General features: G+C 57.0%; 15 protein-coding genes. 12 read left to right on the plus strand and 3 right to left on the minus strand.

Annotated elements, in window-relative coordinates:
- Nucleotides 1-45 precede the first annotated feature (45 nt).
- Nucleotides 46-777 (minus strand): gluconate 2-dehydrogenase subunit 3 family protein, encoded by a 732-nt coding sequence (locus HELO_RS12510; protein ID WP_041602124.1) that lies wholly within the window; start codon nucleotides 775-777, stop codon nucleotides 46-48.
- Between the two features lie 819 nt (nucleotides 778-1,596).
- Here HELO_RS12510 and HELO_RS12515 point away from each other — a divergent pair.
- From HELO_RS12515 to HELO_RS12570, 12 genes are all read left to right on the plus strand, one after another.
- Nucleotides 1,597-1,944 (plus strand): SDR family NAD(P)-dependent oxidoreductase, encoded by a 348-nt coding sequence (locus tag HELO_RS12515; protein ID WP_065241335.1) that lies wholly within the window; start codon nucleotides 1,597-1,599, stop codon nucleotides 1,942-1,944.
- Between the two features lie 373 nt (nucleotides 1,945-2,317).
- Nucleotides 2,318-2,806 carry a hypothetical protein gene (locus tag HELO_RS19190; protein WP_157953420.1) on the plus strand — a complete coding sequence of 163 codons (489 nt, stop codon included), beginning with the start codon at nucleotides 2,318-2,320 and terminating at the stop codon, nucleotides 2,804-2,806.
- Between the two features lie 24 nt (nucleotides 2,807-2,830).
- Entirely contained in the window at nucleotides 2,831-4,345 is a 1,515-nt protein-coding gene (locus HELO_RS12525; RefSeq protein ID WP_013333037.1) for a SulP family inorganic anion transporter, read from the plus strand.
- 550 nt (nucleotides 4,346-4,895) lie between these two features.
- Nucleotides 4,896-5,891 carry a TRAP transporter substrate-binding protein gene (locus tag HELO_RS12530; RefSeq protein WP_013333038.1) on the plus strand — a complete coding sequence of 332 codons (996 nt, stop codon included), beginning with the start codon at nucleotides 4,896-4,898 and terminating at the stop codon, nucleotides 5,889-5,891.
- 62 nt (nucleotides 5,892-5,953) lie between these two features.
- Complete coding sequence (locus HELO_RS12535; protein ID WP_013333039.1) at nucleotides 5,954-6,466, plus strand: TRAP transporter small permease; 513 nt, start codon at nucleotides 5,954-5,956, stop codon at nucleotides 6,464-6,466.
- Between the two features lie 2 nt (nucleotides 6,467-6,468).
- Entirely contained in the window at nucleotides 6,469-7,737 is a 1,269-nt protein-coding gene (locus tag HELO_RS12540; protein WP_013333040.1) for a TRAP transporter large permease, read from the plus strand.
- Nucleotides 7,738-7,758: 21 nt separating this feature from the next.
- Nucleotides 7,759-8,532, plus strand: coding sequence for an SDR family oxidoreductase (locus HELO_RS12545; protein WP_013333041.1), 774 nt, complete (start codon nucleotides 7,759-7,761; stop codon nucleotides 8,530-8,532).
- A gap of 19 nt (nucleotides 8,533-8,551) precedes the next feature.
- The gene (locus HELO_RS12550) at nucleotides 8,552-9,487 is read left to right on the plus strand and encodes a 3-hydroxyacyl-CoA dehydrogenase (protein WP_013333042.1); all 936 of its coding nucleotides are present in this window, start codon (nucleotides 8,552-8,554) and stop codon (nucleotides 9,485-9,487) included.
- Between the two features lie 31 nt (nucleotides 9,488-9,518).
- Entirely contained in the window at nucleotides 9,519-10,451 is a 933-nt protein-coding gene (locus HELO_RS12555; RefSeq protein ID WP_013333043.1) for a BKACE family enzyme, read from the plus strand.
- A gap of 12 nt (nucleotides 10,452-10,463) precedes the next feature.
- Entirely contained in the window at nucleotides 10,464-10,997 is a 534-nt protein-coding gene (locus HELO_RS12560; RefSeq protein ID WP_013333044.1) for a gamma carbonic anhydrase family protein, read from the plus strand.
- Between the two features lie 37 nt (nucleotides 10,998-11,034).
- Nucleotides 11,035-12,051, plus strand: a complete 1,017-nt coding sequence (locus tag HELO_RS12565; RefSeq protein ID WP_013333045.1) for a LacI family DNA-binding transcriptional regulator — start codon at nucleotides 11,035-11,037, stop codon at nucleotides 12,049-12,051.
- 24 nt (nucleotides 12,052-12,075) lie between these two features.
- The gene (locus tag HELO_RS12570) at nucleotides 12,076-13,209 is read left to right on the plus strand and encodes a glycerate kinase (protein ID WP_109637480.1); all 1,134 of its coding nucleotides are present in this window, start codon (nucleotides 12,076-12,078) and stop codon (nucleotides 13,207-13,209) included.
- Nucleotides 13,210-13,626: 417 nt separating this feature from the next.
- Here the strand turns inward: HELO_RS12570 and HELO_RS12575 are convergent, their stop codons facing one another.
- Both HELO_RS12575 and HELO_RS12580 read right to left on the minus strand, forming a co-directional pair.
- Nucleotides 13,627-15,153 carry a tripartite tricarboxylate transporter permease gene (locus HELO_RS12575; protein WP_013333046.1) on the minus strand — a complete coding sequence of 509 codons (1,527 nt, stop codon included), beginning with the start codon at nucleotides 15,151-15,153 and terminating at the stop codon, nucleotides 13,627-13,629.
- A 5-nt stretch (nucleotides 15,154-15,158) separates the two neighbouring features.
- Nucleotides 15,159-15,680, minus strand: coding sequence for a tripartite tricarboxylate transporter TctB family protein (locus HELO_RS12580; RefSeq protein ID WP_041602125.1), 522 nt, complete (start codon nucleotides 15,678-15,680; stop codon nucleotides 15,159-15,161).
- Between the last annotated feature and the right edge of the window lie 65 nt (nucleotides 15,681-15,745).

A 15,745-nucleotide genomic window follows, 5' to 3' on the forward strand; every position in this document is an offset into this window, starting at 1 on the left:
TCTACCCGGGAGACGAGCGATGGCATGCTGTTATGCATCCCTCGTTCAGCCGCGCTCACCGTTGAGGCTGACGGGGCCCAGCGGATACTCGACGTCGTGCTGGTCGACCCAGTCACGGTAGCTGGCACGAGCACCGGGGAAGCCGACCATCTTCCACGCCGCCATGTGTTTATTGCCGCCATGGATAGGATCGGAGAGGTAACCCTCCTTGGTGTTCTCCAGAAGGTGCGAGAAAAAGTCCGATGCCTGCATCTGACGTTCGCCCAAGCTCGCGAAATCGATATCATTGGCTTCCAGCCCTTTCAGAACGGCGTCCTGCGTATCACCGTCGAGCTGCTCGAAACGCTTTCCATGCTCCTGCCGGCAGTACTGCTGCGTCATCGCGATGCCTTTCTGATAGACCTCACGCGGCGAATAGGAATACTGAAAGCCCAGATCGGGCGAGCCATCGAGATCGAAGGGACCTTCCATGTACCAGCGCTCGGCATGGCCATAGGGAGAATCCATCTGCCGATCGAGAAAGATCGGCACATTGGTATCCAGAGCTCCGGGGCCCGAACCAGCGTGTTCGCCAGGGATCAGGCGGTCACAGGCGGCGAGCAGAAAGGACCACTCGTCTTCGCCGAAGAACACGGGCTGATATTCGCTGAGATTGGGAGCGGGCTCGTCTGCCTGGACGGTGAGACTGACGCCGCCGGCCAAGCCGACAGTCGGGATGAGAGTCGCGGAACCGCGCAGGAAAGCGCGTCGCGACATGTTATCGGGCTGAGACGCCATAGGCACTGTATCCTTTTCGTCGACGGTCTTTATGTGGTGATAGCTCAGCAACGGGTCCTGCCGGAGCATCGTCAGCGACCCCGAAAACCACCCAGACAGACGGTTTTCGACAGCGAGATGACATCACATACCAAAGCGTACAAATTAATAGCAAGCTACTATATTTTAATCGAATTCGTGCCGGGTGTAGAGCCCTGGAATGGGCATTGCCGATAGCGACAACAGGCAGGGCCGCATGGCGTTCGGCCACGAGGCGATGGCCCGGAGCCATGGTGGCGCCGGAGAAGGCAGGAGGCATCGCGTGCTTGCCCCACAGAGACTGGCAACGCAACTGGGCAACCAAACCAAGGGGCCGCCCACAGAGGCGATCCCTTTCGTTTTCCATGACAGTCGGAGATACGGGAAACCGTGGTCGCCCCGAGATCAGGACATTGTCTCTTCGCCCTCCTCTTCCCTCCCTTCACGCTGGGTAACGTGCGTCACGGAAGAGGCTTGTCGAACATCCCGGGATGCTGAATTCAGTCGGTTATCGATTTGACCCAGCACCAGAAGCTGTACCACCAGAAACGCAAAGCAGATAACGATACCTTTTATCATTTGAATGCCTGCGAAATGAGCCATGAGAGGGAACAGAAAAGCAGCACAACCTATAATACCGCCTCGCGCTGCCGATAGTTCAGGAAATTATCAAAGCAAAGCGCCCCCGGCTCGGAGCCATCCGAACAGAACGGCAGCAAACAGGGAAGAAAACGAATGAGGCCGAGAAAGCCCCATCCGGGAAAGCCCCACGCTCGATCATCACAGGACATCGCCTACAGCATGGTCTCCGCCAATTCCAGCACTGTCGGCTATACCGACTTGATTGGAGTGGCTACCGCCAAAGGGGGAGTCGATATGATGGCTCGCAACCTTGCGGTTAAATGGGGGAAAGACGGCATCAGAGTCAATACGCTCAATCCGGGCTTTACTGAACATGTTCCCGAAGATGGGATCAACGTCGCTGCAGGTGACGGCGACCTGGAAGAGGATATTCGAACCGCTACCCCATTGGAGCGCCGAGGGCGTGTCGAGGAATTTGCCAATCCTGCCATCTTCTTGGCCAGTGATGCCTCAAGCTATGTCACCGGACACAATTTAGTTGTCGACGGTGGTTACTCGGTTAAGTGACCCCAAGAAGCCCGCAATAGCTGGCCCTTTCCATTTTGTCCTCAAGGCCACCACTCGGTGGCCTTTTCTGTTTCAAGGCAATCAACAGACATATCGGTGACTCGGATATAACCAGACAAGACATCCAACAGAAATAAAAAAGGCCACACATTTTCACAAGCATTGTTACAAATCCACGACCTCATCCATATCCTCAAATAATTCAGCATCTTACCCAACAACATCACATTTCGTTTCTAACATTAATGGAACATGAACGCTGATGTCAGCTTACCGACAGAAGCCTCCTCCCACACTATTTTTCGATCGCTGACGATAGATAGTTGATACAAGTGCGCGCCATCAAGGACCGATCACCCAAGGAATCGACGTCATGAAAACACCTCTGACGCCCGGATGTTCGATCCAGATCAGTGCAGTTCCCACTTCAATTGCTGACGATCGAAAGGCCGACTGCATCCATCTCTTCAAACACCAGGTCAGTGGCGTATCAATGGAGCTTGTCTCAGCCCCATGCCTGCCATGGCCATTTCGTCCGTCCCATCAGCAAGGAAGCATCACCATGCAGGAACCTGAAAGGAAGCTCATTCATCGGCCTCAAGGCCCCGATGCAACACTGATGCTCCCCATAGCAGACTTCCAGTGCTCTCGCCGGGACGTTGATCCGCCGCAACAGGCGTTATTCAAACGTCAGGCCACTACCCAGCAATCTCACTCCTTATTCATTGCCAGTGCCGATTCGCGCATGACGCTGGAGTGGATCGAGCAGAATCTTCCAAAAATGCTGCTCGTTTCCCGCAGCTTGGTGCAGCCCCACTGTCACTGCACCAGCCACGTAGCCCCGGGCATCCACTACCACTGATTTACCTTGGCTGGAGAGAGCCTTATGACTGTATCCCGCCTATTGTCACGCGATGCCCTGGCATCCGTGGTGGTCTTTCTTGTCGCCCTGCCTCTCTGCATGGGGATCGCCATTGCATCAGGCATGCCACCTGCCAAGGGCCTGATTACCGGCATCATCGGCGGTCTCATCGTCGGTTTCCTGTCAGGGTCGCCACTGCAGGTGAGCGGCCCGGCTGCTGGTCTGGCAGTGCTCGTGTTCGAGTTGGTCCGCACCCACGGCATGGCCGCTCTCGGGCCGGTGCTGTTGCTGGCTGGCCTCATCCAGTTGCTGGCGGGCATGCTACGGCTGGGGGGCTGGTTCCGTGTCACGGCTCCGGCCGTCGTGTCCGGCATGCTGGCCGGCATCGGTATCCTCATCGTACTGTCACAGCTCCATGTCATGATCGATTCCTCGCCTCTGGCCTCCGGACTGGATAATCTGCTCGCCTTCCCTGGCGCGCTAATGGACGCCTTCAGCCAGGCCAACGGAGGTAGTGCATCAGCGGCCGGCGTGACAGGTATTGGCACCATCGTCTGCATGTGGCTATGGGATCACCATCACCCCAAAGCGCTGAATTTCCTGCCTGGCGCCCTGATCGGCGTAACCCTGGCCACACTGGCCAGCATGTGGCTGGCATTACCGATCAAGCGCGTCGAACTGCCCACCAACCTGAGCCATGCCATCGACTGGACCACCCCGCATTCCCTGAGCTCGCTGGCCGACCCGCAACTACTGATCGCCGCCCTGGCCATCGCCTTCATCGCCAGCGCCGAGACTTTGCTGTCGGCAGCCGCCGTGGATCGGATGCACACGGGCCCACGCTCGCAGTTCAATCGCGAACTCTCGGCACAAGGGGTCGGTAACATGCTCTGTGGCGCCTTGGGTGCCTTACCGATGACCGGTGTCATCGTGCGCAGCTCTGCCAATGTCCAGGCCGGCGCACGCGGACGCACCTCCACGATTCTTCACGGCCTCTGGCTATTGGCACTGGTCAGCCTGTTCCCAGAGATCCTGCAGAACATTCCGATTGCCAGCCTCGGCGGCGTACTGGTCTATACCGGCTTCAAGCTGGTCGACCCAAAAGCGATACGCAACCTCGCCCAATACGGACGCATCCCGCCTCTGATCTACATCATTACTGCGCTGAGTATCGTGCTCACCGACCTGCTCACTGGAGTACTGACAGGCTTTGTACTGACCCTGCTGAAACTGCTCTGGAGTGCCTCGAGGCTGCACATAACGCTGGCGACTACCGGGCCCGGACAGGCCAGGTTACATTTGCATGGTGCAGCTACCTTCCTGCGTGTGCCCCAACTGGCCAAGGCCCTTGCCGACATCGAGCCGGGCACTCACCTGCGGGTCTGCATGGATCGACTCAGCTACATTGACCACGCCTGCATGGAGTTGCTGGAAGACTGGGGACGATCTGCCCGCACCCAAGGTGGAGAACTGGAAATCGCCATAGACGAGCCCCTGAAGCATCGAGTGGAAGGCCGGCAGCGGACAGTTCTGGTATAGGTTCATAAAGTGCATGACAGAGGCCGGTGAGGGTCGTTCGAACCCTCACCGGCCCTGAGCAAGACCTCCACTTCCTTCATTGCACATGCACTTCTCTTGCGCAAATCGTTCGAGAAGGCAAGAAGCTCTTCATCGACCCGACCTCTACCTACATGGCTTGTGACACTGCTACTAGCCAGTAAGGGAGCAGCCTTTTGGTCCGTATCCGGGAATGCTCAACCCGGAACGCCAGTGGCCAATATCCGCCTGGCCACCTCCATGGAACAACAAGAACAACAGCACTGCTGGATAGTACAGGAGGGGCATTGACCAGCATCCCAAGCTCCATGAGGCACACTTCTGCATACGTAATCACTCCATAATACTAAAGTCTATTCAGTTAATTATCAGATAGTTACTCTGAATATCACAAGCAACATCCAGCCGCATAATTGCATACGTATTCATACTTCACTAGAAATAGTAGGTGTTCATGAAACGTAATGCTCATACGCCTAACCCAATTACAAATCGAACAGCCCTAAAGCTGGGCCTACATCAGGAGTCAGCAATGCCGTCATCGATCAGGAACTTCCACTTAGCAGCTCTCACTGGTGCCATCGCCTTGGCAACATCAACGAGCATCCTTGCGGAACCAGAGCGTGTTATCGATGTGAGCCTCCCGCTCGGCCCCGAATCGCAGCAAGGTGTCGGGGTGCTCAAATTCGGCGAAGAGCTCGAGCGCCTATCTGACGGTCGTCTGGCTATCGAGCCCCACTACGACAACGCTCTGGGTGCCGAGCGTGAGGTCATCGAGGGCATGGGCTTCGGCACCATTGATGCTGGCATCGCCTCCACCGGCCCCATGGGCGGCTTCGTCGACCAATTCTTGCTCTTCGACCTGCCCTATATCTTCGAAAACCATGAGCATGCCTATGCTTTCCTGGATAGCGAATATGGCGACGGGCTCGCCCAATTGGCCGAAGAGCAAATGAACGTCAAATTCCTGGCGTGGATGGAGAATGGTTTTCGGCACGAAACCAACTCGGTACGCCCTATCGAAACGCCAAGTGACCTGGAGGGAATCAACCACCGTACACAGGAGAGCCGCGTCCAGGTGGATACTTGGGAAGCGCTGGGAGCCAATGCAACCCCCATGGCATGGACTGAAGTCTACACCGCCCTCCAGCAGGGCGTGATGGATAGCCAGGAGAACCCCTTGGCCACCATCTATGACGTGAACTTCTATGAAGTTCAGGACTACCTGAACATGACCCAGCACGTCTACTCCCCGGCACCACTGATGATGGGCCTGGATCTCTTCAACTCATTCAGCGAAGAAGATCAAGCGATCATCATGGAAGCAGCTCAAATCGCCCTGCCGGTGCAGCGTAAAGCCAGCCAAGAGCTGGAGCAGCGCTACCTCGATGAACTCGAGAAACTGGGCATGACAGTGACACACCCAGACCTCGCCCCCTTCCGCGAAGCGGTCAAGCCCGTCATCGACGAGTGGGCCCCCACCGTCGGTAAGGACTTGGTCGACGCTGCCATCAACTACGAGTACTGAGCCTACGACGCCCGCAGGTGGCACGACCTCCTGCGGGTTCTCTACCAACGCATGAGGCAGCCATGAAGACTTATCTATTGCTAGCCAACAGGGCTATCGATCAGTTCAACCGTCTGATCGGCTGGGTGCTTGCCGCCCTCTTGCTACTGATGACCGTGCTCATCTTCTGGCAGGTTTTTGCCCGATTCGTGGTGGGTAGCCCGTTATTCTTCTCCGATGAGATAGCCCGCTTCTCAATGCTCTGGCTGACATTCCTCGGGACCGGTTACGCCTATCGCAAAGGCATGCTGATATCAGTGGATATTGCCTTGGAGTATGCCAATAAAACGCTGAGTAGCCTTCTGCGAATTGTCATTATTCTGAGCTCACTTTTGTTCGCTTTCATCATGGTCAAGTACGGCTTCGATCTAGTGGATCGCGTCTCCCGTCAAACAGCTCCCAGTACCCGTATTTCCATGATGTGGCCCTACATGGCCGTTCCCGCAGGCGGCGTGGTCATCATGGTCAACAGTCTGGGGCTATTGCTCGATGAAGCTCTTGGCACCCTTCCCCACACGAAACAGGAGACGAACTGACCATGGCACTGCTCCTGTTCCTGTTACTTATCTCGCTGTTCATCATTGGTGTACCCATTGCCTTCTCTCTCGGACTGGCCTCCGCCGTGACCGTATGGCATGGCGACCTGATGCCGATGCTGATTGTCGCTCAGCAACTCATCGCCTCAGTAAATTCGTTCCCGTTGATGGCGATCCCCTTCTTCATCCTCGCGGGATTTCTAATGCAGGGCGGCGGCATTTCCCAGCGCCTAGTCGACTTCTCCAACACCCTGGTCGGTAGCATGACGGGGGGACTGGCAATGGTGGCTATCGTCACCTCGCTGTTCTTCGCAGCTATCTCGGGCTCGGGGGCAGCCACCACCGCAGCGATCGGCTCGATTCTTATCCCGGCAATGCTCTCCAAAGGCTACCCCGGGGGGTACGCGGCCGCCAACCAGGCCGCTTCCGGGGCCCTTGGCGTGATCATCCCGCCCAGCATCCCTCTCATCCTCTATGGTATTGCCGCTAACGTATCCGTGGGGGATATGTTCATTGCCGGCATCTTGCCTGGTGTCCTGGTCACCCTGACACTGCTGGTCTTCGCCTACTTTTTCGCCAAGGCCAACGGTCTGGGTGGAAACGAGAAGAGCTCCCCAATGGACGTCCTGCGCGCCGGGCGCAAGGCCATTCTGGCGATACTCATGCCGATCATTATTCTGGGCGGCATTTACGGCGGCATTTTCACCCCGACCGAAGCTGCGGTGATTGCCGTGGCCTACTCCTTCCTTATCGGCTTTGTCATCTATCGAGAAATCAAGCTGAGCAGCCTGGTCGATATTCTCAAGCAGTCAGCGGTTACGACCGCCGTGGTGCTCAGTATCATCGGCGCAGCAGGACTCTATGGCCGCATCCTACAAAGCCTGCGAGTGCCGGATATGATCTCCCAGTTTGTGATCTCGGCCATCGACAGCCCGCTGCTGTTCATCATCCTGGCCAACCTCCTCCTGCTGGTGGCCGGCATGTTCATCGAGGCGGCTGCAGCGATCCTGATTTTCGTGCCGATTTTGCTGCCTATTGCGGTCAGTTACGGCTTCGACCCGATCCACTTCGGCATCATCATGGTGGTCAACTTGGCCATGGGTATGTTCACCCCGCCAGTCGGCCTCAACCTCTTCGTGGCCTCCCAGATCACCCACATCGGCATCGCACGCCTCACCTGGGCCGTGATGCCCTTTGTGGCCATCGTACTCATCAATCTGCTGATCATCAGCCTGCTGCCCTTCCTGTCTACTTGGCTGCCTTCGCTGTAACCCCCGCAAGGAGAGACGCTCATGACCGTTGTAGAAAGCCTGGCACCACGCCACGGACTCCGAGTACTGATCACCGCCGGCGCTAATGGCATTGGCCTGGCGATCGCCAAGGCCTTCCAGGAAGCAGGAGCCCGTGTACACGTCTGCGATATCGACACCCAGGCTCTGGCTGCCCTTCCCGAGGGCATTACCCACACCCAGGCTGACGTCAGCCAGGCAGCAGACGTCGACCGGCTCTTCCAGGATGCCACCGCCCTGGGTGGGCTCGACGTGGTGATCAACAACGCTGGCATTGCCGGGCCCACTGCCAGCATCGATGAAATCGATAACGAGAGCTGGAGCCGCACCATAGACATCAATCTCAACGGTCAGTATCGGGTTGCCCATCACGCCACACCGCTGCTGCGCGAGAGCCAGGGGCTGCTGATCAACCTGGCCTCGGTGGCCGGCCGCCTGGGCTTTGCCTATCGCACCCCCTATGCCGCCAGCAAGTGGGCGATCGTCGGCCTGACCAAGAGCTTGGCCTGCGAGCTCGGCCCCGAGGGGGTAAGGGTCAACGCCATCCTGCCCGGCATCGTGAGAGGGCCACGCATCGAGAAGGTCATCGAGGATCGCGCCGCCAAGCGCGGGATCAGCTATGCCGAGATGGAGCAGGAGAACCTCGCCAAGATCTCCATGCGTCGCATGGTGGCTCCCACCGATATCGCGGCCATGGCGCTTTTTCTGTCCGCCCCCGGCGGCGCCAACATCTCGGGCCAGGCGCTGAGTGTTTGCGCCAACGTCGAATCCCTGTGACTGGCACAGGAGCCTCCTTATGACAACTCGCATAGGTATCCTCGGTGCTGGCCTGATCGGCCGCGCTTGGGCCATCGTCTTCGCCCGGGCCGGCATGCCCGTTACCCTCTACGATGTGGATGACGATGCCCTGGACACTGCCCGAGAGGCCATCCGCCAATCCCTGACCAACCTTCAGTTGGCCGGCCTGATTGAAGACGCAGAACCCCCTCTGGCACTTATCAGGACGGAGAACGATCTGGCACGTGCCATGGCCGATACAGCCTACATCCAGGAGTGTGGCCCCGAGAACGTCGAAGCCAAGCGACGCATCTACACCGACCTGGAGACAGTGGCTGCCAAGGACACCGTACTGGCCAGCTCTACCTCGGGTATCGCCGCCTCGCAGTTCACCGAACACCTGCACCATCCCGAGCGCTGTCTGGTCGTACATCCGGTAAACCCGCCCTACCTGATCCCGCTGGTCGAGGTCGCCCCATCACCACTCACCTGGAAGACAGTGGTGGACCGCACCATGCACCTCATGGAGCAGGTCCAACAGGCGCCAATTCTGGTGCGAAAAGAGATTCAGGGCTTCATCCTCAATCGCCTGCAGGGTGCCCTACTCAACGAGGCATTGCGCCTGTTCCGCGACGGCTATGTCTCCGCCGAGGATCTCGACAAGACCGTCAAGCACGGGCTAGGCCTGCGCTGGTCCTTCATGGGGCCTCTCGAGACCATCGATCTCAACGCACCAGGTGGCGTAGTCGACTATGGCCAGCGTTATGCTCCCCTCTACCACGATATCGACCACCAGCGCGGCGATGACGAACCCTGGGCTCCCGCGACTCTGGCTGCACTGGACGAAGAACGTCGGGAGCAGCTTCCGACAGCCGACCTCGCCGACCGACAGGCCTGGCGCGACCGTCGGCTCATGGCACTAATCGCACATCAGCGCAGCTTCTCCATTTCCTGATCCGACACCTACCACCAGGAGAGATATTCCCATGGCTACTCAACGCAAGGTCATCATCACTTGCGCCGTGACCGGCGCCATCCACACCCCCTCCATGTCACCACATCTGCCGGTCACCCCGGAGGAAATCGCCGAGGCAGGCATCGCCGCCGCCGAGGCGGGCGCCTCCATACTGCATCTTCACGCACGTGATCCCGATACCGGCAAGCCCACTCAGGATCCATCGGTCTTCGAGCGTTTCCTGCCGCGTATCAAGGCCTCCACTGATGCGGTCATCAATCTCACCACCGGCGGTAGCCCACATATGACGGTGGAGGAACGCATGCGCCCGGCCATGGAATTCAAGCCGGAGCTCGCCTCGATGAACATGGGATCGATAAACTTCGGTCTGTTTCCCATGCTCAATCGCTACGACAGCTTCCAGCATGAGTGGGAACGCGCCCATCTCGAGAACAGTCGTGATCTGGTGTTCAAGAATACCTTCGCCGACATCGAGACGGCGTTGACGCTCGGCGGCAAGAACGGGACCCGCTTCGAATGCGAGTGCTACGATATCGGCCATCTCTACAGCCTGCGCCACCTGATGGAACGCGACATCATCAGCGGGCGCATCTTCGTGCAAAGCGTGTTTGGCATCCTAGGCGGCATCGGTCCCCATCCAGAAGACGTAATGCACATGCGCCGCACCGCCAACCGGCTGTTCGGCGATGACTACGAGTGGTCCGTGCTAGGTGCCGGCAGCGGACAGATGCGCATAGCCGCGCAAGCGGCAGCCATGGGTGGCCATGTCCGCGTGGGTCTCGAGGACTCGTTGTGGCTTGCGCCGGGTAAGCTAGCCGAGAGTAATGCCAGCCAGGTAGCCAAGGTCCGTGAGATTCTCGAAGGCCTCTCCTTCGAGGTGGCGACGCCCGACGAGGCACGCGAAATGCTGCAGCTCAAGGGTGCCGACCAGGTCGGCTTCTAAGGAGACCTATCCATGCCTGTCTATCGACTCGAGGGGCACGCGCCCCACATCGACCCTACTGCCATGGTGCTGGATGAGGCCACGTTGATCGGTCGCATCCATCTGGCCCCCAAGGTCACCGTCTGGCCCGGGGCAGTCCTTCGCGGTGACAATGAACCGATCACGGTGGGAGAAGGCAGCAACCTGCAGGATGGCTGTGTCGTGCACACCGACCCCAGTTACCCGGTCACTCTAGGCCGTCAGGTAACCGTTGGTCACTTGGCCATGCTGCACGGTTGCCACATCGGTGACGGCACGCTAGTGGGCATGAATGCGACCTTGTTGAACGGCGCCGAGATCGGTGATTTCTGTATCATCGGTGCCGGCGCGCTGATCACCTCCGGTAAACGCTTCCCACCACGCTCACTGATCGTCGGCGCCCCCGCCAAGGTGGTCAGGGAATTAACCGACGAGGAGGTGCAATCGGCTCTAGACAACAGTCGTGTTTATGTGAAAAAGATCGACACCTACCGCTCTCTGGAGCGTGTTGAGCCCTTCTCATCATAAACCCAGTCTCCCTATAATCCTGGCAACTAGCGAATCGATGAAAAGAAAATCCGTTACCTCACGTGATGTCGCCCAACTGGCCGGTGTCTCACAGTCTGCCGTTAGCCGTAGCTTCTCTCCGAATGCGAAAGTCTCGGAGAAGACGCGAAAGAAGGTAATGGATGCCTCCCGTGAACTGGGCTATCGCCCCAACACGATAGCCCGATCACTTATCACCCGCTCGAGCCGCACCATCGCTGTAGTGACTTATAGTCTGGAGAATCCCTTCTACAGTTCCGTGCTGGAACAAGCCTCTCGCTTCTTCCAGGCACAGGGGTACCACCTACTGATGTTCTTCGCCCCACCAGGTGGCAGTTTCGACGCTGTACTCGATGACATCATTCGTAGCCAGGTCGAGGGGGTGCTGATGCTGGCCATCACCATGACTCAACGTCAGGCTGGACTAGTGGACGACTTCGGTATTCCGGTCGTCATTATCAACCGCACGGTGGACTATGCCGGTATAAGCCAGGTAAGCAGCGACAACGTTCAAGGAGGCTACTGGGCCGGTCGCCACTTGGCGTCTCTCGGCCACCAACGTATTGCGTACTTGGGCGGCCTGCCGGATTCCTCAACCCATCAGCAGCGTGAGGCTGGCTTCCTTGAGGGCCTGCACAGCATGGAGCAGGCCTGCTCAGCGATTGAGATTGGTAACTATCGCTATGAGGACGCCTGTGAGGCAACTCGCCGCCTATTCAGCGCACCCATGCCACCAGACGCCCTCTTCGCTGCTAATGACTTGATGGCACTCGCCGCGATGGAGGTCCTGCGCCACGAATTCAACCTCCGGGTACCTCGTGATGTCTCGATTATCGGCTTCGACGATGTCCCCATGGCTGCCTGGCCCAGCCACTCGCTTACCACTGTCAGACAACCCGTCGACCTGATGATCCAAAAAGCCACTGAACTGTTAATGAAACAGGTGGCCCAGGAGGAGACGCAGCCTGAACATCTCATCCTTCCTGTCACGCCCATGTTACGGAAAAGTACGCGGCATCATGCAGACCACAACTAGAGTCCTCTGACAAGGAGATAAGCCGTGCGTATTCTGCTCGCACCAGATAGTTACAAAGATTCTCTTTCGGCCAGTGAAGCAGCCGCTGCTTTGGCTAAAGGAGTAATGCGTGCGGCGCCTCAAGCCGAAATAGATGAATGTCCGATGGGTGATGGAGGTGAAGGAACACTCGATGCCTTATTAACGGCAACATTAGCCGAGCAACGTATAGCCATCGTCAATGATGCATTAGGAAGGGCTTGCAAGGCACGTTGGGGATGGGACCCAGAAAGCCAGACAGCTTTCATCGAATTGGCGGAGGCTTGTGGCCTACAAAGACTCTCAACGGAAGAACGAACTGCATTATACAGTTCCAGTTATGGATTTGGCGAACTCATAAAAATCGCTCTCGATCATGGTGCCAAACGGCTTGTACTGTTACTTGGCGGTAGTGCAACCAATGATGCTGGCGCCGGCATGTTGCAGGCACTAGGTGTACAACTGGTGAATAATGAAGGAACTTCATTGTCAGCCGGTGGTATCAATTTATCAGATTTGAAGCAAATTGGTTGGGATAAGTTAGATACCAGACTACATGAAGTCATCATCGAAGCCATCCTAGATGTAGACAACCCTCTGGTTGGAAAGCAAGGCGCCAGTGCCGTCTTTGGCCCTCAAAAGGGAGCGACCCCAGAGGAAGTAGAGCGGCTAGACAAAGCCTTTTGTCACTTTGCTGACGTCGTCAGTGACAACCTTGGCCATGACTATCGAGACATCGCCGGTGTTGGCGCAGCAGGTGGTTTGGGGTTTTCTGCAGTTGCTTTCCTGAAGGCCAAGCTCTGCCCGGGTATTGAACGGGTAATGTCACATGTAGGATTTGAGGACAGGCTGTCTAATGCAGACTTGGTCATCACGGGTGAGGGGCGCTTAGATATACAAAGTCTCTCAGGAAAAACGCCGATTGGCATTGCTCGTCAGGCAAAGCAAGTTGGCGTACCTGCCGTTGTGATAGCCGGGCACCTTGGTGCCGGATGGGAAAAAGCTTATGAAGAAGGGGTAACATCTGCCTTTTCGCTTGCTGATGGCCCTATAACCTTAAACGATGCAACTTCCAGATGTGGTGAGCTACTAACCACTCAGGCAGAGAGCATCACAAGGCTATTTATTAAGAGAAAATAAAATCCCATATAACTTTATCACCAAAAATCGGTCCGCCGTCAATGAGGGATTTCCACCACGTTTACTCTGATAGCAAAACCTCGCACGGGAAGTGTAACCGACGTACCGAAAAGCAGAGCATCAGCATCCTGAAAGCCAACGAGAACAGTGTATCGATCACCAAGCTGGCCTAGTATGGTCAATGACTCATCAGGTCGTCGGTGGTTTGGGGATCGGAGAGCGTGCCCAGGGCGAGCGCCGAGGCCCATCAAAGGGACGAAATCTCTAGAGACGACCTTTTGCTGGTTGCGCGGCGCGGGCGATGAATGGAGTCAAAGCATGAGCCAGCCGACATGCCGGTCGGCTCACTGCGAACGTCGCATACAGAAGCGCCACAATCGCTACGTGACGATTGCGGCGCTTTCGTCCGGCAGCGGCTTAGCCAGACGTCACATTCAATGCGTTTTCCCTAGGCTTGCGAATCACCATGAAGTAGAAGAAGACGGCTGTCAGGGCGATAAAGAACAGGCTATCCAGACTGGTCAGGAAGACCATCGGATTACCATCGTTGATCGACAGTGCGCGACGGCAGTATTCCTCCAGGCTCGGCCCGAGAACAAAGCCCAGCAGCAGGCAGACGGTGGGATATTTCTGCTTGCGCAGGAAGTAGGCCAACACGCCAAACACCAGTGCCAGTGCCATCTGGAAGGTCGAATAGGTAGCGACGTAGCTGCCTACCAGCGCCACCACGGCGATGCTCGAATAGAGAACGTCACGGCGAATCGACACGATCTTCAGGAAGTACGGCCCCAGCAGGTAGAGCGTCAGAGGCACAAGGATCAGTGCACTGACAAATAGCGAGGCAAACATCGGAGCGACCAGGTCGAGTTGCTGGGTCATGAACTGTGGCCCGGGCTGCAGACCATTGATCACCAGCACGCCGAGAACGATGGCCGTGGTGGGATCACCGGGAATTCCGAAGGTGAGCATGGGGACGAATGCACCGCCACACATGGAGTTGTTGGCACATTCGGAAGATGCGATGCCTTCTGGATTCCCTTTGCCATACCGCTCCGGATGCTTCGAGGAACGCATGGATTCTGCGTAGGAGACGAAAGCCGCCATCGAGCCGCCAGCGCCAGGCAGGATACCAACCGAATAACCGATGAGCGCGCTCTTCAGATAGCGCAGAATGCCGATTTCCCGGACTTCCGACAGCGGTGGAATGAAGTCGCGGCGGCGTACCTTTGCAGCCTGCAGTTTGCTGGGATCCACGGTACGGGCACTACGACTGTCGGCCTGAATCAGCAGCTCGCTAATGGCGAACGTACCGATGATCAGCGGCATCATGTCGATCCCCTGAACCAGCACGCTGCTACCGAAGGTGAAACGCGCCACCGGCTGCACCACATCGATACCAATAGTGGCCACCATCACACCAAGCAGGGTGGCAATCATTCCCTTTGTGATCGACCCTCGCTGGGAGATGATGATCACGACGAGAGCGAAGGCGATCAGGGAAAACTTGCCAGGCGTGCGGATCAGCAAGGCAATATCGGCGGCCAAGGGCGACATTACCATCAACAGCAGAGCACCCACGGAACCACCGATCATCGACCCGAGAGCGGCATGCCCCAATGCCTTGGCACCTTCGCCACGCTGCTGCATCGGATAGCCTTCAAGCGCTGTCATCATCGATGAAGGCGCGCCAGGGATATTGATCGTCGTCGCCGTGATGCTCCCGCTGCACATGCCCGCCATGAAGATACTAGCGCAAGCGACCAGTGCCGTGGTGACATCAAGGCTGTAGGTCAGAGGAAGCAGAAGTGCGATAGCCAGCACTGACGTCAGCCCCGGCACGGCCCCGAACAGGGTGCCAATCAGAAATCCGCCTATCATGTAGAGCAATGTTTCAGGGTTAGCTAGGGCAGAGAACCCGCCCAGTAGTCCATATAAAGATTCCATGATCCTTAACCCCATAACGTCGGAAGACGAACCTGGAAAAAGACTTCGAAAAGCAAGAACCCAGCACCAGTAACAATGAACGTGGCGATCAGTTTCATTGGCAAACTTTTCACCGAGAAACTACCGAACTGAAACATCAACAGCAGAACATAGAGAAAGGTCGAGACGAAATATCCGATCAGATCGAAAGCCAGAAGATATCCGGCCGTCAGCAGAGCGACGCAGATCGCACCCAATGAGATCCCAGCAGCATTTTTTCCTTCTTTCTCGCCCTCTTCACTGCCAGACGCCTCGCCTTTTTTCTCAGTATCAATACTGCGAGCCCGGCGAATCTCCTGGACCATTGCACAGACCAGAGCAATCAGCATGATTGCCGCTGCTGTTATAGGAAAGAAAGAAGGTGTCATATTTCCATCTTTCATCGGCGTGCCGATCTGCATCGCAGAGACAAGGTAGACTAGTGTGATGATTGCCAGGACTGCAGGAACATAGAACCCACCATCCAGCGAAAGCCGTTTCGAAGACATATGAGAACCCCTTATAAAACCACTACGCCATGCAATGTGCACGGCGCAGCGACAGTATGATCATG

Origin of the sequence: Halomonas elongata DSM 2581, assembly GCF_000196875.2 — a bacterium.
Lineage (GTDB): Bacteria > Pseudomonadota > Gammaproteobacteria > Pseudomonadales > Halomonadaceae > Halomonas > Halomonas elongata.

Bases quoted from the DNA above. Each gene is read 5' to 3' on its own strand.
- HELO_RS12515 (WP_065241335.1), top strand. From the start codon at position 1,597: ATGGTCTCCGCCAATTCCAGCACTGTCGGCTATACCGACTTGATTGGA.
- HELO_RS12575 (WP_013333046.1), bottom strand. From the start codon at position 15,153: ATGGAATCTTTATATGGACTACTGGGCGGGTTCTCTGCCCTAGCTAAC.
- HELO_RS12530 (WP_013333038.1), top strand. From the start codon at position 4,896: ATGCCGTCATCGATCAGGAACTTCCACTTAGCAGCTCTCACTGGTGCC.
- HELO_RS12580 (WP_041602125.1), bottom strand. From the start codon at position 15,680: ATGTCTTCGAAACGGCTTTCGCTGGATGGTGGGTTCTATGTTCCTGCA.
- HELO_RS19190 (WP_157953420.1), top strand. From the start codon at position 2,318: ATGAAAACACCTCTGACGCCCGGATGTTCGATCCAGATCAGTGCAGTT.
- HELO_RS12510 (WP_041602124.1), bottom strand. From the start codon at position 777: ATGGCGTCTCAGCCCGATAACATGTCGCGACGCGCTTTCCTGCGCGGT.
- HELO_RS12545 (WP_013333041.1), top strand. From the start codon at position 7,759: ATGACCGTTGTAGAAAGCCTGGCACCACGCCACGGACTCCGAGTACTG.
- HELO_RS12560 (WP_013333044.1), top strand. From the start codon at position 10,464: ATGCCTGTCTATCGACTCGAGGGGCACGCGCCCCACATCGACCCTACT.
- HELO_RS12540 (WP_013333040.1), top strand. From the start codon at position 6,469: ATGGCACTGCTCCTGTTCCTGTTACTTATCTCGCTGTTCATCATTGGT.
- HELO_RS12555 (WP_013333043.1), top strand. From the start codon at position 9,519: ATGGCTACTCAACGCAAGGTCATCATCACTTGCGCCGTGACCGGCGCC.
- HELO_RS12525 (WP_013333037.1), top strand. From the start codon at position 2,831: ATGACTGTATCCCGCCTATTGTCACGCGATGCCCTGGCATCCGTGGTG.
- HELO_RS12565 (WP_013333045.1), top strand. From the start codon at position 11,035: ATGAAAAGAAAATCCGTTACCTCACGTGATGTCGCCCAACTGGCCGGT.
- HELO_RS12550 (WP_013333042.1), top strand. From the start codon at position 8,552: ATGACAACTCGCATAGGTATCCTCGGTGCTGGCCTGATCGGCCGCGCT.
- HELO_RS12535 (WP_013333039.1), top strand. From the start codon at position 5,954: ATGAAGACTTATCTATTGCTAGCCAACAGGGCTATCGATCAGTTCAAC.